This is a genomic window from Anabaenopsis elenkinii CCIBt3563, from assembly GCF_015245355.1.
GTDB classification, from domain to species: domain Bacteria; phylum Cyanobacteriota; class Cyanobacteriia; order Cyanobacteriales; family Nostocaceae; genus Anabaenopsis; species Anabaenopsis elenkinii.
This window is the reverse complement of the sequence record NZ_CP063311.1, coordinates 3,571,692-3,592,457: the sequence shown is the minus strand read 5'-3', so window position 1 is coordinate 3,592,457 and position 20,766 is coordinate 3,571,692. Positions and strand designations below refer to the sequence as shown.

Here is a 20,766-nt window from a genome sequence, read left to right as displayed (position 1 = left end):
CTGCCCTGAGTGTAAACGTTATCTCTCAAAAGGTCACCATAGAAAGCATGACGATTAAAGAAGACCTTCAAAAGTTATTAGACATTTTACCCCACGACCTGCAGAAAGTTCTAGAGAGTCATCCCCAACGAGATAATTTAGTAGAAGTGGTCTTGGATCTTGGTCGTTGTCCAGAGGCTCGCTTTCCTCATCAAGCTGAGTATCTGAGCGAAACACCGGTGACTCAAGCACAAATAGACCATTGTATTGAGCAAGTGGGAATTTTTAGCGGGGATAATCGAGCCGGAATTGAACTCACCTTACATCGCATCAGCGCTATTCGTAACCGCAGTGGTAAAATTATTGGCTTGACTTGTCGTGTAGGTCGGGCAGTATTCGGCACCATTGGCATGATCCGCGACTTAGTGGAAACTGGTAAATCAATTCTGATGCTTGGGCGTCCAGGTGTGGGTAAAACCACAGCCTTAAGAGAAATTGCCCGGGTTTTAGCAGATGATTTCCGTAAAAGAGTAGTGATTATAGACACATCTAATGAAATCGCCGGTGATGGTGATGTACCTCACCCTGCTATTGGTCGCGCTCGTAGAATGCAGGTAGCACAACCAGAACTACAGCATCAGGTGATGATTGAGGCAGTGGAAAACCATATGCCAGAAGTGATCGTCATTGATGAAATTGGTACGGAATTAGAAGCTTTAGCCGCTCGTACCATTGCGGAACGGGGTGTACAGTTGGTAGGGACAGCCCACGGTAATCAAATTGCTAACCTGATTAAAAACCCCACCCTTTCTGATTTAGTTGGGGGTATTCAGGCTGTGACCTTAGGGGATGACGAGGCTAGAAGGCGGGGTAGTCAAAAGACTGTTCTGGAGCGCAAAGCTCCACCGACTTTTGAAATTGCTGTAGAAATGTTAGAACGGCAGCGTTGGGTAATACATGAAAGTGTAGCTGATACTGTAGATACCCTCCTGAGAGGTCGTCAGCCTAGCCCACAAACTAGAACCGTAGATGACCAGGGGAAGGTCTCCATTACACGGCAGTTATCCCTGGTTAAAGGTCTGGGTGGGGAGTTTCCCAGCACGGAGGAATCTTTGCCACCAGTTCGACCAACTAATGGCTGGCGTTCATCAGGACAAATGGTAGCATTGCCTCCCCTGTCTTTAGAGCGGGAGCGGGTAACTGGAGCTACTGAGTTTGACCGGTTGCTCGATGAGTCTTTCAACTATTCTGAGAGTTTTGATGTCAAGACCAGTAGATACACTGGCCCCAATGGTGAAGATTTACCACTACACATTTATCCCTATGGTGTCAGTCGTCACCAACTAGAACAGGTGATTGGTGTATTAAATTTGCCAGTGATTTTGACTAAAGACATTGACACGGCTGATGCAATTTTAGCACTGCGATCGCACGTGAAAAACCAAGCCAAACTCAGGCAAATGGCTAAAGCCCGCCATGTGCCAATTCATATGATTAAGGCTAGTACAATTCCCCAGATTACCCGCGGCTTGCGGCGGTTGCTGAACATGGAAGACCCAGAAATCACTGATGATCAAGAGCTACAACTGTTTTTACACAGTGGCACTGATGATGAGGTGGACGCCCTAGAAGAAGCTAGACTGGCTGTGGAACAGATTGTCATTCCCAAAGGACAGCCTGTAGAGTTATTACCCCGTTCTTCTAAAGTACGAAAAATGCAGCATGAATTGGTAGAACATTATCGACTCAAGTCTGATAGTTTTGGGGAAGAGCCAAATCGCCGCTTACGGATTTATCCAGCTTAATTCAAAACTGGGGATGGGGAAAATTACCCTACTTTCCTCATCCCCTATTAACCCTCTTTTGTCACTCTAGGCAGAGGAAAAGTGGAAATACGGGATATTGCAGTTTTGAAAAATTGAAGGAGTTAGATTATTGACAAGCATTTGAAGTTGAAAAAAACTGTCAGATAATTGTCGTTATTTGCCAATATCTAATTTCTGATTTTTTCCCACATATTATCTCTCTAATCACAAGTGTTGAATTTCGTTACAAAACTTTACATATTCAAGTATAGTAGTCTTATCAAGGGTAAAAATGTCAGCAATTCATAATATTTTCCATCCAATGAACATAACTGATTTGTTGACACATACAAGCCTGAAGATAGCGGAATTTATCTAACATCTTTTCACCCCATTCTTTCGGAACAGATACAAGTTGTAAAATTAGATAAGCAATGAGACTAGCATAGATTTGTATAGCAATACCATTAACATTTTTGCTAATTAATCGATTTTTGGCAACGGTCTGAGGATGTCTTTGACAATCTTGGGAAATGAATTTATAATCATTATCAATTAATTCATTTTAATTCTTCGCCCAAAATTTACCATATTTTGGGCTATTTTTATCACCTCTTTCTTAACATTCAACACTTGTGACTTATAATCATTTTCTAAGAACCATAACAGGATATGAGTATCTAACAAAAAACTCATTAGTCTTCACCATAAAAAGCAGCAATCACCTCTTCCAAAGTATCATCAAAATCCTCAGAAATCTTAACTTGTCCTTGCCAAAAACCTGGAACTCTTGGTTCTAAGACTTCTTCACCATTCATCGCCATTGAGCCATGATTTAAACCCGCTTTTTCAACTGTAGAGTCTTCTGGCTCAAGAGGTAAAACTTTTGCCCAAGGAACGCCCTGACGAGTTAGAGTAATTTCCACATGATTTTGAATATCTGATAATAAATCAAGTAAATTTTCAGATAAGTAAGCAATATCAAAAGTTTTTTCTGACATTTTTATTTGTGTCCTACTCACTATAAGTATTATATAGCAATCCCGGTTGACAATCTCGTTTCTTAGAGGATGTCTGAAAAGTAAGAAAGCCCACGTAACGGTATCCTGTCAGTAGAAAAAATACTTAAGTATGACAGCGTTACGAGAGCTATATTCTTTGACATCCCAGGGGGATTCTGTTAAAAAATGGTGTAATCCTTGATGATTATCAAGCCCTACAATTTTTGATATTTCGGGTAGGTACTTAAAAGCTTCAAAGCTTCTAACTTCTGGAAATAGGTTTTGATACAATTGGCAGTATTCGTCCACAAATTTTGCTGTAGGCGCGCTTCGGCGAGGCTCAACCATACTCTCTGTCTGCTGTTTTTGCGATCGCGCTTGATTATACTTTGGCGAGAGTGATAAAAGGGGGTTAAACTAGACTGACTTTAGCTCGATAAAGTAGCTTGTGTCCCTGGATATAGCCCGTGTAACGTACTTTCACTGTTGCGCCTGGTTCTGCTGTCCCTTCTATTAATTCGTGCATTTGGGGATTATATGCTACCTCTGCTCCCACAGGGGCGATCGCCTCTATTCCCCACTGCTGTAACAGTCTTTCTAAGGGTTTCTGCACCAAAGGCACAATTTTAATTGCAGCTAACTGGGGATTTTCCTCAGCTTTTTGCGCCACTGTGGGCCATTGTAATAATAAAGATTCCAGCAGTTGTAAACTGGACTGCTGGAACTCCTGTATTAACATTTCTCGCTGTTGTTCTAATTGCTGTTGCGATCGCTGGTACTCTGTTTTTAATGCTTCTATCTCCGTTTGGCTCCGGGGTAGGTCATCCTGAGTAGTCACCGGTGAAAAAGTCTCTATTAATTCACCCAATGAAATCTTCAGAACTTGGGATAACTTCAGCAGCACATCCACCCGCATCTGTGTTAATTTCCCTTGTCGCAGTCGTAAAATTTGCCGTTCTGAAACCCCAGCATCACGACTTAATGCTTTAAAACTAGGAATATTTACACGCTGCATCAAATTTTGCAGCTTTTGGGTGTGATTGCTCATTGGTTAAGCTGTGACATATTTAACTTATCGAAAAAATGGGTTTAAAACCCCGTTGTTCTACGACGGCTTTTCTTGATTCTTGGAAAAAAACTTGCCTAAAAAACAACAAAAAGCTAAAATCCAATAGTCGGCATGGGGCATCGGCACGACTTTAAATGGACAGGGAGTGACTATAAGACTGCTTCGGCAGCGAGTTACTGTGAACTGTCAAGAATCACCGACCTTGAAGGTCGGTGAATATGTCAATCTTCCAGTAAACTTCTCAACATCCAAGCGGTTTTTTCATGAACTTGCATCCGTTGAGTTAATAAGTCGGCGGTGGGTTCGTCGTTCACCTCTTCCAGTACAGGAAAAATAGAGCGTGCGGTTCTGACTACTGCTTCTTGTCCTTCCACCAGCAAGCTAATCATTTCCTTAGCTTTAGGAACTCCCGCAGTTTCCGCAATTGAACTGAGTTTAGCATATTCGCTGTAAGTTCCCGGTGCTGGGTATCCCAAAGCTCTAATCCTTTCTGCAATTAAATCTACTGCTAAAGCCAGTTCTGTATACTGTGTCTCAAACATCAAATGTAAGGTTTGGAACATTGGACCTGTAACGTTCCAATGAAAGTTATGGGTTTTGAGATACAGTGTATAAGTGTCAGCCAATAAACGAGATAACCCCTCGGCAATTTTCGCTCTACTGGCGTCGTCAATACCGATATTGACATTTTTAGCTGTTGCTTGAGATGACATATTTTTCTCCTCTTTACTTATATGTTTTACAAAGCTAACATCTATCCCATTATGCTAAGTGCATCTTGAGCACCCCAGGTGTAGCTTTACGGACTCTGGCCTTGATTGTTACTTTACCTAAGCGCTGACAAGCTTCATAACGGTGACAACCGGAAAAGCCATAATACTGTCCCTCCACTTCTAGGACATCGATGGGTTCTTGTTGTCCGATCGCTGCAATAGACTCCATTAAGGCTTGGACTTTATCAGGGTCGTTGACACGGGGTAAAGGGCGTTTGATTTGATTTAAGGGGATTTCTTCAACTCTCATCATCCTTCTTTCCTCTCCTGCCTTAATCATAGTCGTTATGACTTTGATTTACAATTAAGTTGAGTAAAAAATTGTAAATGTATATTAAATAACTACTTACCGTAAAGTATGCGATCGCCTTGACAAAATTTAAAAGAACGGGTGTTAAGTCATGCGATCGGATAAAATCCAGGATACACGAGTATATTTTCGTCAATAGTCTGTTTTTTGCTGTATAATAGTTCTAAATCACATATTAAAGTGATTTACCATAGTAGTCATATAAATCACTTGCGGTAACAAGTATTGATTTCCGTTGTTGATCCTGCGACGGTGTATTTCACGGTTAGCTTTAACCCAGATGTCCATCCTGACAACTGCTTTATCTTGAGTCGAATAAGCGAGAATATACCCGCAAGTGATATTTTTTTATTATCTACTACAGACAAAGTGCCAAAAAAATCCCACTTATTTCTCCAGCGTAGTCCTGAGTTGTTGCGAGAAAAATTTTACTCTCTCAAACAACCAGTAGAGATAGCTGACCTTTTAGAAATTTCTTATTCTCGTCTGATTTATCATATATATCTGGTTACACCTGAAGAGCGTTATAAAAGCTTTGGTATACCTAAAAAGTCTGGTGGTATCCGTCAAATAACAACTCCCATAACTGCGCTGAAAATTATCCAAAGCAAACTGAATCAAGTTTTACAAGCAGTTTATGACATCAAACCATCAGTACATGGCTTTGTCATGGGCAAAAATATTGTTACCAATGCTCAAGCTCATGTCAAAAAACGCTATGTTCTCAATATTGATTTAAAAGATTTTTTCCCTAGTATTAATTTTGGTCGGGTGCGGGGTATGTTCATGGCTACCCCCTACGGATTACATCCAGAAGTCGCTACAGTGTTAGCTCAAATTTGCTGTCATAACAATCACTTACCTCAAGGTGCGCCAACCTCACCAATCATTAGTAATATGATTTGTGGCAAGATGGATAGTCAATTACAGAGGTTGGCTAAAGATTGTAAAGCAACTTATACCAGATATGCCGATGATATTACTTTCTCAACAACTTTATCTCAATTCCCTAGAGATTTGGCATATATAACTAATGATGAAGATGGAGAAAAATTAGTTATTGGCAATAGTCTATTAAACATCATTAATACCAATGGGTTTGAAATCAATCAAAGTAAAGTCAGATTACAAACCAGGGGAAATCATCAAGAAGTTACAGGGTTAACAACCAATGTTTTTCCTAACGTTGACCGTACTTACGTGCGTCAAGTTCGCGCTATGCTCCACGCTTGGGCTAAGTTTGGACTTGAAGCTGCGGAGAAAGAATATTTATCTAAATATGAATTTAAAAATAGATTACCCCAGAAGGCAAAACCAACTTTTAAGCAAGTCCTGCGGGGGAAAATAGAGTTCATTGGAGTAGTCAAAGGTAAGGATGATACTATCTATAATAAATTCATTACTCAGTATAATATTCTGAAAAAGTGGTAAAGTAATATACTCCAAAAAAGGTTATTATTAATTGATGGACACAAAAGCTTTAAACATATTAAACGAAATTAACTTGAATTTGAGAAGTATTTCCTCATATATAGAAAAAATATCTAAGCAAGAAATTAAGCTAGATTCAAATAAAATCTATCTAATAGATTACTCAACTTATGATTGGCTAAAGGGATCAGAAAAAGAGGAAATCAGACAATCACTTGAGGAATATAATCAACAGTTATGTCATCACATCATAAGTGATGATTTTGTCCAATATTGCCGCACAATTTACTTGCAAATAGAAATTTTACTTAATCTTTATGATCAAAGCCAAAATAGTAAATTCAAGAAACTAAAATCTATTTTTGTAAGTTTAAGGGTCGGAAAAGAAAAGTTTAATTATTATAATGACAAAGAATATAATATAATTACTCATATCATGGATATCAGAGATATTGCTAGTCATCCAGATACTAATGGAAAATCAATACCAGAAAGGGTTGAATATAAAGGTAAATCCATAGAAGTAAAACTTGAAAATCTAAAAAATGAGGTTTCCAAAAATGACATAAAAAGTATATTTAATGAATTTGTAAACATAGCTAGAGATAAAAATCCGGATATTAAACATAAAGGTCAATACGCGTATATTACAATGTATGAATTGAAGCCTAAATATTTAATACATGACTCAATTATAGAGTATATTAACAATCAAAAAGATATATTTCGATACAAGTTAGGTGATAATTTCAAAGCGATTGCATGTAGTCCCCAGCCTGAGAATAAACTAAAGAAATTTTTTGAAGAAAAAAACTATCAAGATGTCCGAGAAACTTTAGATTGGTTTGTTAAGGAAATAGGTAATTTATGTTAACCAGCAAGTGCAAGATAAATAATTATTAATTGTTTGATAACAGAAATGTTTAATTTAGATACAACACCTTACATATTTATTGAAAAAAAGTTATAAAATGCGTAAAATATTCAATATAAGATCATATACTCGAACCAATGAACATAACTGATTTTTTGAAACATAGATGATTGGAAATAACGCAATTTATCTAATATGTATATCCCTATTGTTTTGATATATCAAGAAATTTGGATCAAAATTAGTCAGCCAAATATCACCCCGTCTAGGGACAGAAGAACTAATAATCAATCAAGTCTCCTGTCTGTAATTCTTGCCATTCTTGATTGTGCTGGTAGTGCATTAACATTAATTCGGCTTGTTCCGCTAATATACGTCGCCTTTCTTCTAAGGGTAACTTCATAAACTCACGACGGTTAATATGAGTGATTTTTCTAGGTATGATTGTCTCTTGCTGGCTCTTATTGCTATCTATAGTCAACTTTGAAACTTCCATAAATTCACAGGATTTCCTAACTTATATTCATTGTATCTTAAGATATAATGATTTGCTATACCCGGACAAATACCATAATAATTTTAACATACTCATGATGTAAACAGGCAGCAATGAGAATATTTTTATCACTCTGGTTTTCGGTAAGTTTTAGATCATAATTAATGAAATAATTACCACTGTTTATTGATAAAAGAATAAATTAAGTTATCATATTACTCAATTAGTAACTCTCAAATGATTTTTTATTTATAGCTCAATGCAAAAAAGCCTAATATATAATTAATTATTGTTAATACTTACCAACTACTCACCATCTCTTGATTATGAACCAAGCCAAAACGGGAATACTGGAAAAATTTGTCAACACAGTTATGGGGGTCAAACCTGGTAAACAAAACCCCCCAACACCTCAACAGCGACCACACAAGAACTAGATATCAACGCAGTTTTAGTTTATAAACTAGGGACTATCCTACAAATAGCAGTGATGATTCTTGTGTTGCTGGGAATGGAAAAATTAATCATATTCATTGATCATAATTCCGGTTTCCCCAGTTGGGTTAGCACTGCATTAACCGCATTATTTTTTGCCGTCTTAAGTATCCGTTCCCGGATTTTTTCCCTTTTAGATAATACTCGTTCTCGTACCACCTATGACCAAGTAATTAGACCCAGATGGTCTCCGCCACCTTTAGCATTTCCCATCGTTTGGATGATCATAGCAGTTTTACGGGTAATTTCCTCTGTATTAGTTTGGCAAACAATGAATCACCAATTTTTGGTATTACCTTTAATTCTGTTTGTGGTACATCTAGCTCTAGGGGATACTTGGAATACAATTTTTACCGTAGAACGGAGATTAGGCGCTGCTGTTCCGGTAGTGATTTTAGGTCCTTGGTTGTCTGCGCTAGTGGTGACAGCAATTTATTGGGAAACTAATCCTTTAGCAGGGATGATTTTATCATTTTCCTGTGTTTGGTTAACTGTAGCTGCTGTACTAGTGTGGAGAATTTGGCAATTAAACGGCTCAGAGCCATTGTATCCCTTAAAGCTTGCATCTGGGGAGAAATAAATAATGAAAATTTACCTGGGAAAACAAGGGAGAATCTCACTTTATTTTTGAGTAGTGGATTCAAGATACCTGAAAACAGGTAGGGAAAAATTATTCTCTACCTCTTATTTGAAGAATTTAAAATATTTGATAATTTCCTTTATAATGACTGTGAAATTATGTTGTAGTATTCGCCTCAAAAATATTACTTTTTATCACATCCAAATTTAATTCTTGACCATTTTTATTTTTAACCTGATGATTTTTATGAGGTGGTAAAAGTTGCTCTCCTTTATATTCTAGTAATTCTAAAACCCGTCTCAAACCAATTTTTAAATATTCTTCCTGTAGTTCAATACTGATAGATTTTCTCCATAACCGTTTAGCTACCGCAGCAGTTGTAAAAGTACCAGCAAAGGGATCAAGTATTAAACTTCCCTCATGACTACTTGCTAAAATAATTCTTTCTAGTAATGACTCCGGTTTTTGTGAAGGATGGTTTTCATATTCCGCCATGCGATATCTCACACGGGGAAAATACCAAGCATTACCGGGGACTTTTTCCGTATTATAAGGAGTAGGTACAGATTTTCTGTAATCGATTAATTTACGTTGTGCGCCTGTTTTGGCGGCAATTTTAATATTATCACTATTAAAAATATAATTGTTTTTATTTTTGACGCAATGAAGAATGGGTTCATACATTGAACCAAAGTATTTTGTAGCTTGTACTCCGGAGCTATCATAATGCCATATGATGCGACTGAGAATAGTTAACTTTTTTCTCAGGTAAATGTCAAAATAAGGCATTGCTTGGGTGCTGGTCATGAGATAAATTGTCCCATTTGGTTTGAGAATGCGAATACACTGATCAAGCCATTGATATGACCAATTTAAATATTCTGTTTCTGATTCCCATTTATCATGGAAATTGCTAAATTGCTTACCTATGTTATAGGGAGGATCAATAAAAATTAAATCTACGGAATCTGTAGGAATATATTTTGATAAGGTGCTGATAGTATCACCATGAAAAATGGTATGTTGTTGATTTTGGTAGCGCTCAATCATAATTATCCTTGACAACTTTACCATGTTTACATAAACATAAAAGCAATGAAAGAATATATGGAGGTGATCACATCGGATCAATCCATACTTCAATATCACAACTAATAGTATCAAAACATAAAATCATGGTTAGGCGATACTTAATTTTGTTTTTTGGTACTTCAAATCCGCAATTCCTCAAGCATTTTCCAAGGATTCCCCTTTCAGATAACGTTCCAGTGCATCCGTCACCAACTTATTGAGATTCACCCCCCGTTGTTGAGCAAATAAAGCCGCTTGACGATGAAGTTGGCTACCTACACGCACATTAAAACTACCCTTAAACGGCTTCTCAGGCTCAATCCCTTTTTCTGCACACAGAGCCAAATAATCATCAATTGCTTCCTCAAAACTAGCCCTGAGACTAGCCACATCTTCCCCTTCAAAACTGATTAAACTGCGGATATGTTCCACCTGTCCGTAGAAGATTTTATCATCATCACTATAGTGAATCGACCCGAAATAATCCTTGTATTGCATCATGTTATTCATAGCAATTCTTCCCCTTGGAGAATCTTGATAATCTGTTCAATCTGATATCGTTTGAGAATATTTTGAGGATGCGGTTCATGTAAAGTAATAATCACTCCCCCATCATTGAGAAAACGCCGCCGAGAACCTCCCGTTTTTCCCGTCGTGCTGACCTCCTCAAACCCAAACCCCGAAAGCAAAGTAACTAACTCCTCCCAGGTGAAATCCTTGGGAATACTAAGAAACCGCTTAATTAATTTCTCCCTGCGGGTCATGATAAGTCCCGACTGCTTACTTCCATTATCTGTCCTGAGAAAAATTGTGCAACTAGAATTAGTTACATTATTCCATATACCTGATCCGAGATTAGTTGAAGATGATGACTAGTGCTTCACAAAAAAAACGGTAGAGAACGGAAATTCCCCACCGCTGATTTCAGTTTGATAATTTCTAACTAGGAATCAACACCCTGAGTTAATAACTCGCGGCGCTGTTCAGCACTAACTTGAACGTTACCACTCTCGTCAACATCAACTAAGGCTGTATCACCATCCTTAATGCGACCAGAGAGAATTTCTTCAGCTAGGCTATCTTCTAACAAGCGCATGATAGCTCGACGTAATGGCCTAGCGCCGTAGCTGGGACTGTAACCCTCTTGAATCAGTCTGTCCTTAAAGCGATCGCTCACCTCTAAAGTGATACCCTTTTCAGTCAGACGACCAAATACTTCCTTGAGCATGATTTCGGCGATTTCCGTCACCTCAGCCTTACTCAATTGACGGAAGACGATAATTTCATCCAGACGGTTGAGGAATTCAGGACGGAAGTACTGCTTGAGTTCTTCATTCACCAGAGAGCGAATGCGGTTGTATTGAGTCTCTGTCGCATCATCAGCGAATTCAAAGCCGATACCGCCGCCGCCTTTTTCAATTACCTTAGAACCTATGTTAGAAGTCAGGATTAACAAAGTGTTCTTAAAGTCCACCGTGCGACCTTTCGCATCCGTTAACCGACCGTCTTCCAGAATTTGCAGCAGCATATTGAAGACATCGGGGTGAGCTTTTTCGATTTCGTCGAATAGCACCACAGTATAGGGTCGGCGACGCACAGCTTCAGTTAACTGACCGCCTTCGTTGTAACCAACATAACCAGGAGGCGAACCAATCAACTTACTAACGGTGTGGCGTTCCATGTATTCCGACATATCCAGGCGAATCATTGCTTCTTCAGAACCGAAGAAGTAAGAAGCCAAGGACTTAGCCAACTCAGTTTTACCTACCCCAGTTGGACCGGAGAAGACAAAACTAGCGATGGGTCGATTAGGATTCTTCAAACCGACACGAGCGCGGCGAATGGCGCGGGAAACTGCTTTGACTGCATCTTCTTGACCGATTAAGCGCTGATGTAAGGTATCTTCCATATGCAGCAGCTTCTCGGATTCCGATTCCGTCAGCTTATTTACTGGTACCCCAGTCCAGGAAGCCACGATGTGAGCAATGTCTTCTTCAGTGACTACAGGTTCCTCACCTTGGTTGCTACCAGCACTAGTTTTTCCTTGGGCGATAGAGCGAATTTCCGCTTTAATCTCCATTTCCCGATCGCGCAGTTCCCCGGCTTTGTCAAAGTCTTGGGAGCGCACAGCGTCGTCTTTTTCTTTTAAGATTTGACGTAGTTCTTTGTCTAACTCTTTAGCTGCGGGTGGCAATTGGGAGTTAATCAAACGTACCCTAGAACCAGCCTCATCAATTAAATCAATCGCCTTATCTGGTAGATAGCGATCGCTAATGTAACGGTCTGATAATTTAGCCGCCGCCACCAAAGCCTCATCAGAGATTTTCAGCTTGTGGTGTTGCTCATACCGTTCCCGCAACCCGTGCAAGATTTCAATAGTTTCATCTACAGAGGGTTCACCCACCATCACTGGTTGGAAGCGTCGCTCTAGAGCCGCATCTCGTTCAATGTGCTTACGGTACTCATCTAAAGTAGTAGCCCCAATACACTGCAACTCACCCCTAGCCAAAGCCGGTTTGAGGATATTAGCTGCATCAATAGCTCCTTCTGCAGCACCAGCACCGATGAGAGTGTGTACCTCATCAATTACCAGGATGACATTACCCGCCGAGCGGATTTCATCCATAATTTTCTTGAGCCGTTCTTCAAACTCCCCGCGGTACTTAGTCCCTGCTACTAGCAAACCTATATCCAGGGTTACAACACGCTTATCTTCCAGGATGTCGGGAACATCCTTATTAGCAATGCGCGATGCTAGACCTTCGGCGATCGCTGTTTTCCCTACCCCTGGTTCACCGATTAATACTGGATTATTTTTAGTGCGCCGACCCAAAATTTGGATTACCCGCTCAATTTCCTTAGCCCGTCCTACAACTGGGTCTAGCTTGTTGTCCGTCGCCATTTGGGTTAAGTTCGACCCAAACTCATCCAAGGTGGGAGTTTTGGTGCGTCCCGATGGCCCAGTGGCTGAAACCTCTGCTGTTTCTCCCAGCATTCGGATCACTTGGGTTCGTACCTTCGACAGATCTACCCCTAGGTTTTCTAGCACCCTGGCTGCTACACCTTCCCCTTCCCGGATCAGGCCCAACAGCAGATGCTCGGTGCCAATGTAGTTATGCCCTAATTGGCGCGCTTCTTCCAAGGATAGCTCTAGTACACGCTTTGCCCGTGGCGTAAACGGAATTTCCACGGCCACAAAGCCCGAACCCCGGCCTATGATTTTTTCTACCTCAATCCGGGCATCTTTGAGATTGACACCCATTGATTTCAACACTTTGGCTGCAACTCCCGTACCTTCCCCAATCAGACCCAGGAGGATCTGTTCGGTTCCGACGAAATTGTGACCTAAGCGGCGGGCCTCTTCTTGGGCCAGCATGATTACCTTAATGGCTTTTTCTGTGAAGCGTTCAAACATGGCATTTTTCCCATCACCTGCGTCGTGCCGGTATGCTGATTTTAGCACAGGCTCTGCTTTTGGATGCCTGTATAAAGATTATAGGCCACTAAAAAAATTCGCCCCACATCATGGCGTAATTGTGACTTTTTTATTAGTTTTTTTTATGGCTGCTATACTTATGGGCTTGATTCTACTAGTGTTTCCGTGCTTCACAACTATCCAGCAGGACACCTTTATATCTAATCAATTCCAAATACATATTTATAACATACCTATTAGCCTCTAGTCAAGAATATCCTTTAACAATAAATTTTTTAAAATTAAAAAAAATTATTGATTGAATCTTTTAATAAGATATGGGGGCACAAACCCGAATTTTTTCTCCCTAATGTGGTTAGGATCGCGGTTTACCGCGGGATCATCACCAAACAGTTAAAGCATTTGCCAAAATGACTTCCTCAAGCCATGGACTACAGTAGTATGCCAATTCTCCAAAGTCTGTGCAAATTGCGGAGATTGTAAATCTGACAACCACAGCAGGAGAGCATCCTCACCATTATCCTGGTAATAACCCCGCCGCCGTCCGGCTATTTTAAAGCCAAATTTTTCATACAACGATATAGCCGCCAAATTAGAAGCGCGAACTTCCAAGGTAGCTCGCTCCAAACCGCGATCGCTTGCGGTTTGAAGTAGAGAATATAGTAAAGCCTGTCCCAAACCTTGACGGTGATATTGGGGATGAATTGCCAAGATTGTAATGTGTGCTTCCTCTAAAATTGCCCAAAAGCACCCCATTCCTAACAGTTTTGACCCATAAACGGGGGAAAATAAACCCAATAATTCGCTGTTAGGACTGTCTAACTCTCGTTGATAACCCTCCATAGTCCACAGACCGCCAAAACAGGCTTGATCTAGTTCCAGGATGGGAGTTAGATCCTCTAAAGTCAGGGATTTCAGTCTTAAGTCCAATAAGATCACCTTGATGGGGAATGAGTAAATATCAACACTTAAAATTTAAACATCCTTATTGATAGGAAAAAAGCGCCTTCAGACAATAGTCAATTCAAGCTAGGCATATCTCCTGTTTCCATCCTAATTTTGGTTAAACTGAAAAGCGGGATCTTCACAAACCCCACCCAAAAAAATTCAACTTTGAGTAGCGACAACTTATAAAAACTATGGTATCCACTCACCCCACTGGCCTTCAACACGCTGGTAGTCAATATTTACCTCAAAATCAAGGATGTGAAAATATAAATATTTCCCCGAATCAGGAGATTTTGCCTGTTACCGCCAAAATTAATAGTCAGGACATCCTAGAAATTGGCGGGTGTGATGTCAAAACTCTGGTGGAGCAGTTTGGTTCACCTTTGTATATTTTAGATGAAGAAACCCTGCGTTTAGCTTGTCAGCAATATCGCGATACATTTAAACAATATTACCAGGGGGAATCTCAGGTATTATATGCATCTAAAGCCTGGAACTGTTTAGCTATTTGCGCGATCGTCGCATCAGAAGGATTAGGTATAGATGTAGTTTCCGGTGGCGAATTGTATACAGCCATAACTGCCGGTGTAACACCTGATAAACTCTACCTCCACGGCAATAATAAATCCCATGAAGAACTGCTTTTAGCTAGAGAATCTGGTGCCACCATTGTCGTCGATAACTGGCAAGAACTGCATACCTTGGTGAAGATGGCAGAACAAGCACCGGGGACATCTACCCCCATCCGGGTAATGTTGCGGTTAACCCCAGGAATTGAATGTCATACCCACGAATACATTCGCACGGGACATTTAGATAGTAAATTTGGCTTTGACCCCAATGATTTGGACGAAGTATTTACCTTTGTCAGTCAGCAACCTTCCCTAAACTGCGTCGGGTTACACGCTCATATTGGTTCCCAAATCTTTGAACGCCAACCCCATCGAGATTTGGCTGCGGTCATGGTGCAGTGGTTAAAGAAGGCAGCAAATTATGGTTTAAGCCTCACAGAGTTAAATGTTGGTGGTGGTTTAGGAATTAGATACACTGAATCTGATGATCCCCCCAGTATTACAGAATGGGTGAAGGCCATTTGTGAAGTTATACAAGCAGCTTGTACTGCCGAAAATCTCCCTTTGCCAAAATTGTTGTGTGAACCAGGGCGATCGCTCATTGCCACAGCCTGCATCACAGCCTATACTATGGGATCATCGAAAGTTGTACCCGACATTCGTACCTACGTTACAGTTGACGGTGGTATGTCTGATAATCCCCGACCCATTACTTACCAGTCAGTTTATCGAGCAGTAGTCGCTAACAAGATGTCTGCTCCCCTTACCCAAACAGTGACAATAGCTGGTAAGCATTGTGAATCAGGGGACATTCTGATTAAAAATGCCCAACTGCCAAAAACTCAACCAGGGGATATACTCGTAATTATGGGGACTGGTGCGTACAATTACAGTATGTCATCAAACTATAATCGCTTACCCCGCCCGGCTGCTGTTGTAGTAGCCAATGGCGAAGCAAATTTAATTTTGCGCCGCGAAAGTTATCAGGACTTGATTCGACAAGATTGTCTACCAGACAGGCTCAACCTACAGAACTAATCAGGGTTTTGTATAGTCACTAGCTAGGAGAATATCACTAATAGCTAATGACTCAACACTTGCTGTTCCCTCAAAGGTTAACCTTTGGGGCATGAACATAACAGCAAAATGACGGAATATTGAGGGAGAACAAACAGTAATCCAGATGTCATGAGAGATTGGTGGAAGCAATGGCTGACAAACCTGGGATGGTCGCAGTCCTTGCTGCTTGGGGCTCTGGATATCTTGTTGGTGTTAGCGCTGACCTACATGATACTAGTTATTATTAGTGAGCGCCGAACACTGTGGATGGTGCGGGGTTTTATTATCTTAATGCTAGCTTCAGCACTCAGTGGCAGAATGGGTTTCCCGCTGCTCAATTTTGTTCTAGAAAAGTTAGTCATTGGCTGCGCTGTAGCCATGGCTGTGGCTCTCCAGTCTGAATTTCGCCGATTTTTGGAGCAGGTGGGACGGGGTGAATTTCACCAGTTATTTAAACCATCCAGTTTAACAATCCCTAACTCTGATAGTGTAATTGATGAGATTGTAGATGCGGTCAAAGAACTTTCAAAAAACCGCATAGGGGCTTTGCTGATTTTGGAAACCACAGGTCCAATTCACGAGCGGGATTTTTCTGTTCCTGGAGTGAAGCTCAACGCTGATGTTTCTAAGGAACTTATACAGACGATCTTTCAGCCAAAAACTTTACTGCACGATGGGGCAACCTTGATCCGTGGCTCGCGTATTGTATCATCTGGTATAATTCTACCACTTTCGGGACGCACAGCCTCGCGCCAGTTGGGAACACGCCACCGGGCAGCTATGGGGATCACTGAGCGGGTAGAAAATTGTATCTGTGTGGTTGTATCAGAAGAAACGGGTTCTATTTCCTTAGCGGAACGAGGAACTCTCAATAGACCCCTGACGATTAGGACACTCAAAGAGTCTTTAGAGGCTCGATTATCAACCACTGTAGACCGGGAAGCTGTTGCTCCTACTCTATTAGGTTGGGGTCGTCAGATGGGTAGTAAAGCAATAGTAATAATTTCAGGTTTACTTCGATTACCATCGACCGCTTCTCGAAACAAAAAATGACAGCACAACAAACTAAACTGCAATTTTTACCTTCTGACTTAAAACGGGAACTGCTACCAAAGCACGTTGCAGTGATTATGGATGGCAATGGTCGATGGGCTAAACGTCAAGGTCTACCCAGAATTATGGGACATAAGTGCGGAGTGGATGCGCTCAAGGATTTGCTGCGCTGTTGCAAAGACTGGGGGATACAGGCACTAACTGCTTATGCTTTCTCTACCGAAAACTGGAAAAGACCCCAGGAAGAGGTAGATTTTTTGATGACTTTGTTTCAAAGGGTTCTCCGCCAAGAACTGTTGGAAATGGTAGAGGAAAATGTACAAATCCAGTTTGTGGGTAATTTGGATGCTCTACCTCCATCGCTGCAAGCTGAAATCTCCCGATCAATGGCAGAAACTCGTAATAATAACGGCATTCGGTTTACTGTAGCTACTAATTATGGGGGAAGGCAGGAAATTTTACAAGCCTGCCGGGCGATCGCCCAAAAGGTACAGCAAGGTGTCCTTAAACCTGATGAAATTGATGAACAATTGTTTGAGGGTCACCTGTACACCGCTGGAATTACTGACCCTGACTTATTAATCCGTACTAGTGGCGAAATGCGACTTTCCAATTTCCTCCTCTGGCAAATGGCCTATGGGGAAATATATATCACTGATGCTCTTTGGCCAGATTTCGACCGGAGTGAGTTTCACCGCGCCTTGTCTGCCTACCAGCAACGAGATCGGAGATTTGGCAAGGTCTAAGTTCAGGGGCTGAGTCACTGAAGTTTTTCATCACCAACCCCAGACCCATAGAGAAAATATAGGACAAATATCAGTAATCACCATATTCTTGATGGGGATTTTGGTGATTGTCTTGCTATTTCATCGTAATATCTGTATTATTTATGACTAATATCAAAATACTGTAACTTGATAGATTAAGTAGGAGATCGGGAGAGTGGGATAAAATACTACCTCACCCCCTGACTCACAGAAATTTAGGAGTCTCAGACCGGTATGTGGGTGCATAATTGGAATCGATGGCAAAGGCAGCCTTTAAAAAGATTTATTTCGCTATTTTTAATAGTAGTATGTTTAACTAGTGCGATCGCCGCCTGCGCCCCTGGTAATAATGGTAACACCGGCAGAAAAGAACTAACTCTAGTGAGTTACGCTGTTACCCGTGCGGCGTACAAAAAAATTATCCCCTTATTTGCTAAATACTGGCGAGAAAAAACCGGAGAAATAGTCACCTTTGGCCAGAGCTACGGCGGGTCAGGCTCCCAAACCCGTGCCGTCATTGACGGTTTAGAGGCAGATATTGTCGCCTTAGCACTATCAGCAGACACTGAGCAACTCCAGAAAGCCGGGCTAATTAAACCAGGTTGGGAGAAAAAGACACCCAACGGCGACGGTATAGCCTATCGTTCCGTAGGGGTTATAGTGACCCGGGAAGGCAACCCTAAAAACATTAAAGACTGGGATGATTTAGCCCGGGATGACGTCAGTGTAATTACTGCTAACCCCAAAACCTCTGGTGGTGCTCGTTGGAATTACATCGCTTTGTGGGGAAGGGTGACCCAAACAGGCGGCACTGAAGAACAAGCCCAAGACTTTGTGACTAAGGTTTATGCTAACGTACCCGTTCTACCCAGAGATGCACGTGAAGCTACTGATGCATTTTTCGCCCAGAAACAGGGAGATGTATTGATCAACTATGAGAACGAAGTCATATTAGCCAAACAACAAGGACAAAACTTACCCTACGTAATTCCCGACATTAATATCTCCATTGATAATCCCGTTGCCGTAGTTGATAGCTATGTTGATCAGCGAGGTAACCGGGAAGTAGCAGAAGCCTTTGTACAGTTTCTCTTTACCCCCGCAGCCCAGCGGGAATTTGCCAAAGTAGGCTTCCGACCTGTAGTACCAGAAGTAGTCGCAGAATTTGCCGATACTTATCCCCCAATCTCAAACCTGTTCACCATCCAGGATTTTGGTGGTTGGAGCCAAGTCAGCCCCAAATTCTTTGCTGATGGTGCAATCTTTGACGATATTCAAGCCAACATTGCCCGACCTTAGCTGAAGTTTGATCCTCAAGCCATGACAGTTTCCCAAACACAGTCTACCTTCCCCCTCCAAAATTTGCTCAAGGGGTTTTCTTTACCCTGGGGGATCACTATTACCTATCTCTCCATTGTCCTGCTCTTACCTGTAGCCGCCTTAATTCTGCGGGCCGCAACCCTCTCCCCAGCAGAATTTTGGCGGCTAGCTACCGCTCCGGTGGCTCTGTCAACCTACGCCATCACCTTTGGCACTGCCTTGTTAGCCGCCGCTATTAACTGCGTAGCTGGTACCGCTACCGCCTGGGTATTGGTGCGTTACGAATTCCCCTGTAAACGGGTTTTAGATGCCGTCATTGACCTACCCTTTGCCCTACCCACAGCAGTGGCAGGTATTACCCTAGCTACTGTTTACAGTGAGCAGGGCTGGATTGGCTCATTACTCTCCCCCTTGGGCATCAGAGTCTCCTTTACCCGCTTGGGGGTAGCGGTAGCCATGGTATTTATTTCTGTGCCTTTTGTGGTTCGTAGCGTTCAGCCCGTACTGCAAGAGCTAGATTATACCATCGAAGAAGCTGCCTGGTCTCTGGGGGCTTCCCAGTGGGAAACTTGTTGGCGGGTCGTGCTACCACCACTTATACCTGCTATCCTCACGGGTACAACCCAAGCTTTTGCTAGGGCAGTGGGAGAATATGGCTCAGTGGTTTTGATTGCCGCTAATATTCCCTATCAAGACCTAATTGCCCCTATTTTAGTATTCCAGCGCCTGGAACAAAACGACATAGCCGGGGCTACTGCGATCGGTACAGTATTACTGCTAATTTCCCTGGTACTGTTGCTCATGGTCAACTTACTGCAAGCTTGGAGGCAAAGTTATGACGGTTAAACCCAAATCTAGCCAGTCTTTACCAAGAGGGGTCAACTCCCAGAAGGATAGACAGTGGGGTAAGTTTGCTTTGATTGCCGCTGTCGTCACTTATTTAGCGCTGGTCTTGCTTTTGCCCACTCTGTATGTATTTATTGGCGCTTTTAGCCGGGGTATTGCCCCATTCTTCGCCACTCTCATCGACCCAGACTTTACTCAAGCGTTGCGCCTGACAGCCATGGCTGTGGCGGTAGCTGTACCACTAAATGTAATTTTTGGTCTGTGTGCAGCTTGGGTGATTGCCCGCCGGCGGTTTCCAGGTCGCACTTTGTTACTCAGTATTATTGACTTACCTTTTTCAATTTCCCCCATTGTGACAGGTTTAATGCTGGTTTCCCTCTATGGACGCAGTGGGCTACTTGCACCTGTGCTACAGTTTCTGGACATCAAGATTATCTTTTCGTTTCCCGGTATTGCTCTGGCAACTATGATGGGGGGTATGCCTTTTGTGGCCCGTGAAGTCATTCCTATCTTGGAAGAAGTGGGAACTCAAGAAGAAGAAGCAGCCAAAACTTTGGGGGCTGGTGAATGGCAGACTTTCTGGCGGGTAACATTACCTTCTATTCGTTGGGGATTATTTTATGGTATTATTCTCACAACGGCTCGCGCTATGGGAGAATATGGTGCTATTGCTGTGGTCTCTAGTAATTTAATTGGCCGTACCCAAACTTTAACTCTATATGTAGAAGGGGCTTACCGTAATTACGATTCCCAAAGTGCTTTTGCAGCTTCCGTTGTTTTGGCTGGACTTGCTGGTGCAACGCTGGTAATTAAGGAGCTGTTTGAGCGTCGTATCCGCATAAAAGATCAAGAAGACATGAATCCATCTTAGCCCAGTAATT

At 41.7% G+C, this 20,766-nt stretch carries 20 protein-coding genes and 2 pseudogenes; 10 read left to right on the top strand and 12 right to left on the bottom strand.

Going from position 1 to position 20,766, the window contains the following annotated elements:
- Nucleotides 1-47 precede the first annotated feature (47 nt).
- Nucleotides 48-1,784 carry a R3H domain-containing nucleic acid-binding protein gene (locus IM676_RS15640; RefSeq protein ID WP_200987740.1) on the top strand — a complete coding sequence of 579 codons (1,737 nt, stop codon included), beginning with the start codon at nt 48-50 and terminating at the stop codon, nt 1,782-1,784.
- A 295-nt stretch (nt 1,785-2,079) separates the two neighbouring features.
- On the opposite strand, the pseudogene IM676_RS15635 reads toward IM676_RS15640, so the two are convergent.
- From IM676_RS15635 to IM676_RS15610, 6 genes and pseudogenes are all read right to left on the bottom strand, one after another.
- A pseudogene (locus IM676_RS15635) lies at nt 2,080-2,277 on the bottom strand (IS4 family transposase); the annotation flags it as partial.
- Between the two features lie 202 nt (nt 2,278-2,479).
- Nucleotides 2,480-2,785, bottom strand: a complete 306-nt coding sequence (locus IM676_RS15630; RefSeq protein WP_200987739.1) for a hypothetical protein — start codon at nt 2,783-2,785, stop codon at nt 2,480-2,482.
- 153 nt (nt 2,786-2,938) lie between these two features.
- Nucleotides 2,939-3,133: pseudogene (locus IM676_RS15625) on the bottom strand (IS701 family transposase); the annotation flags it as partial.
- 64 nt (nt 3,134-3,197) lie between these two features.
- Nucleotides 3,198-3,833, bottom strand: coding sequence for a nucleotide exchange factor GrpE (gene grpE / locus IM676_RS15620; RefSeq protein WP_200987738.1), 636 nt, complete (start codon nt 3,831-3,833; stop codon nt 3,198-3,200).
- Between the two features lie 242 nt (nt 3,834-4,075).
- The gene (locus IM676_RS15615; protein ID WP_200987737.1) at nt 4,076-4,567 is read right to left on the bottom strand and encodes a Dps family protein; all 492 of its coding nucleotides are present in this window, start codon (nt 4,565-4,567) and stop codon (nt 4,076-4,078) included.
- A gap of 49 nt (nt 4,568-4,616) precedes the next feature.
- On the bottom strand, nt 4,617-4,880 hold the full coding sequence (locus IM676_RS15610; protein WP_200990237.1) for a ParB N-terminal domain-containing protein: 264 nt from the start codon (nt 4,878-4,880) through the stop codon (nt 4,617-4,619).
- Between the two features lie 282 nt (nt 4,881-5,162).
- Here IM676_RS15610 and IM676_RS15605 point away from each other — a divergent pair, with 282 nt between their 5' ends.
- Together IM676_RS15605 and IM676_RS15600 are read left to right on the top strand one after the other, a co-directional pair.
- The gene (locus tag IM676_RS15605) at nt 5,163-6,368 is read left to right on the top strand and encodes a reverse transcriptase domain-containing protein (RefSeq protein WP_225880384.1); all 1,206 of its coding nucleotides are present in this window, start codon (nt 5,163-5,165) and stop codon (nt 6,366-6,368) included.
- A gap of 34 nt (nt 6,369-6,402) precedes the next feature.
- The gene (locus tag IM676_RS15600) at nt 6,403-7,242 is read left to right on the top strand and encodes a hypothetical protein (RefSeq protein ID WP_200987735.1); all 840 of its coding nucleotides are present in this window, start codon (nt 6,403-6,405) and stop codon (nt 7,240-7,242) included.
- Nucleotides 7,243-7,522: 280 nt separating this feature from the next.
- On the opposite strand, the gene IM676_RS15595 is transcribed toward IM676_RS15600, so the two are convergent.
- Nucleotides 7,523-7,738 (bottom strand): hypothetical protein, encoded by a 216-nt coding sequence (locus IM676_RS15595; RefSeq protein ID WP_200987734.1) that lies wholly within the window; start codon nt 7,736-7,738, stop codon nt 7,523-7,525.
- Between the two features lie 511 nt (nt 7,739-8,249).
- Here IM676_RS15595 and IM676_RS15590 point away from each other — a divergent pair.
- A complete protein-coding gene (locus tag IM676_RS15590; protein WP_225880383.1) occupies nt 8,250-8,813 on the top strand; it encodes a TspO/MBR family protein in 564 nt (187 codons plus the stop codon).
- Nucleotides 8,814-8,969: 156 nt separating this feature from the next.
- Here IM676_RS15590 and yhdJ read toward each other — a convergent pair whose 3' ends face one another.
- The 5 genes from yhdJ to rimI all read right to left on the bottom strand — a co-directional run bounded on the left by yhdJ (nt 8,970) and on the right by rimI (nt 14,259).
- The gene (gene yhdJ, locus IM676_RS15585) at nt 8,970-9,863 is read right to left on the bottom strand and encodes an adenine-specific DNA-methyltransferase (RefSeq protein ID WP_200987733.1); all 894 of its coding nucleotides are present in this window, start codon (nt 9,861-9,863) and stop codon (nt 8,970-8,972) included.
- A gap of 177 nt (nt 9,864-10,040) precedes the next feature.
- The gene (locus IM676_RS15580; RefSeq protein ID WP_225880382.1) at nt 10,041-10,394 is read right to left on the bottom strand and encodes a type II toxin-antitoxin system HicB family antitoxin; all 354 of its coding nucleotides are present in this window, start codon (nt 10,392-10,394) and stop codon (nt 10,041-10,043) included.
- Nucleotides 10,391-10,648: a type II toxin-antitoxin system HicA family toxin gene (locus tag IM676_RS15575; RefSeq protein ID WP_200987732.1), complete on the bottom strand. Its 258-nt coding sequence runs from the start codon at nt 10,646-10,648 to the stop codon at nt 10,391-10,393. The genes IM676_RS15580 and IM676_RS15575 overlap by 4 nt, the downstream gene beginning before the upstream one ends.
- 179 nt (nt 10,649-10,827) lie before the next feature.
- Complete coding sequence (locus tag IM676_RS15570; RefSeq protein ID WP_200990235.1) at nt 10,828-13,299, bottom strand: ATP-dependent Clp protease ATP-binding subunit; 2,472 nt, start codon at nt 13,297-13,299, stop codon at nt 10,828-10,830.
- Between the two features lie 414 nt (nt 13,300-13,713).
- Nucleotides 13,714-14,259 carry a ribosomal protein S18-alanine N-acetyltransferase gene (gene rimI / locus IM676_RS15565; RefSeq protein ID WP_200987731.1) on the bottom strand — a complete coding sequence of 182 codons (546 nt, stop codon included), beginning with the start codon at nt 14,257-14,259 and terminating at the stop codon, nt 13,714-13,716.
- 200 nt (nt 14,260-14,459) lie between these two features.
- Here rimI and lysA point away from each other — a divergent pair, with 200 nt between their 5' ends.
- The 6 genes from lysA (at nt 14,460) to cysW (ending at nt 20,756) form a co-directional block, all read left to right on the top strand.
- On the top strand, nt 14,460-15,878 hold the full coding sequence (lysA, locus tag IM676_RS15560; RefSeq protein ID WP_200987730.1) for a diaminopimelate decarboxylase: 1,419 nt from the start codon (nt 14,460-14,462) through the stop codon (nt 15,876-15,878).
- Between the two features lie 150 nt (nt 15,879-16,028).
- Nucleotides 16,029-16,952: a diadenylate cyclase CdaA gene (cdaA, locus tag IM676_RS15555; RefSeq protein WP_200987729.1), complete on the top strand. Its 924-nt coding sequence runs from the start codon at nt 16,029-16,031 to the stop codon at nt 16,950-16,952.
- Nucleotides 16,949-17,698, top strand: a complete 750-nt coding sequence (locus IM676_RS15550; protein WP_200987728.1) for an isoprenyl transferase — start codon at nt 16,949-16,951, stop codon at nt 17,696-17,698. The genes cdaA and IM676_RS15550 overlap by 4 nt, the downstream gene beginning before the upstream one ends.
- Before the next feature lie 255 nt (nt 17,699-17,953).
- Nucleotides 17,954-19,018, top strand: a complete 1,065-nt coding sequence (locus tag IM676_RS15545) for a sulfate ABC transporter substrate-binding protein (RefSeq protein WP_200987727.1) — start codon at nt 17,954-17,956, stop codon at nt 19,016-19,018.
- A gap of 21 nt (nt 19,019-19,039) precedes the next feature.
- Nucleotides 19,040-19,885 (top strand): sulfate ABC transporter permease subunit CysT, encoded by an 846-nt coding sequence (gene cysT, locus IM676_RS15540; RefSeq protein ID WP_200987726.1) that lies wholly within the window; start codon nt 19,040-19,042, stop codon nt 19,883-19,885.
- On the top strand, nt 19,875-20,756 hold the full coding sequence (gene cysW / locus IM676_RS15535; protein WP_200987725.1) for a sulfate ABC transporter permease subunit CysW: 882 nt from the start codon (nt 19,875-19,877) through the stop codon (nt 20,754-20,756). The genes cysT and cysW overlap by 11 nt, the downstream gene beginning before the upstream one ends.
- Nucleotides 20,757-20,766: the final 10 nt, after the last annotated feature.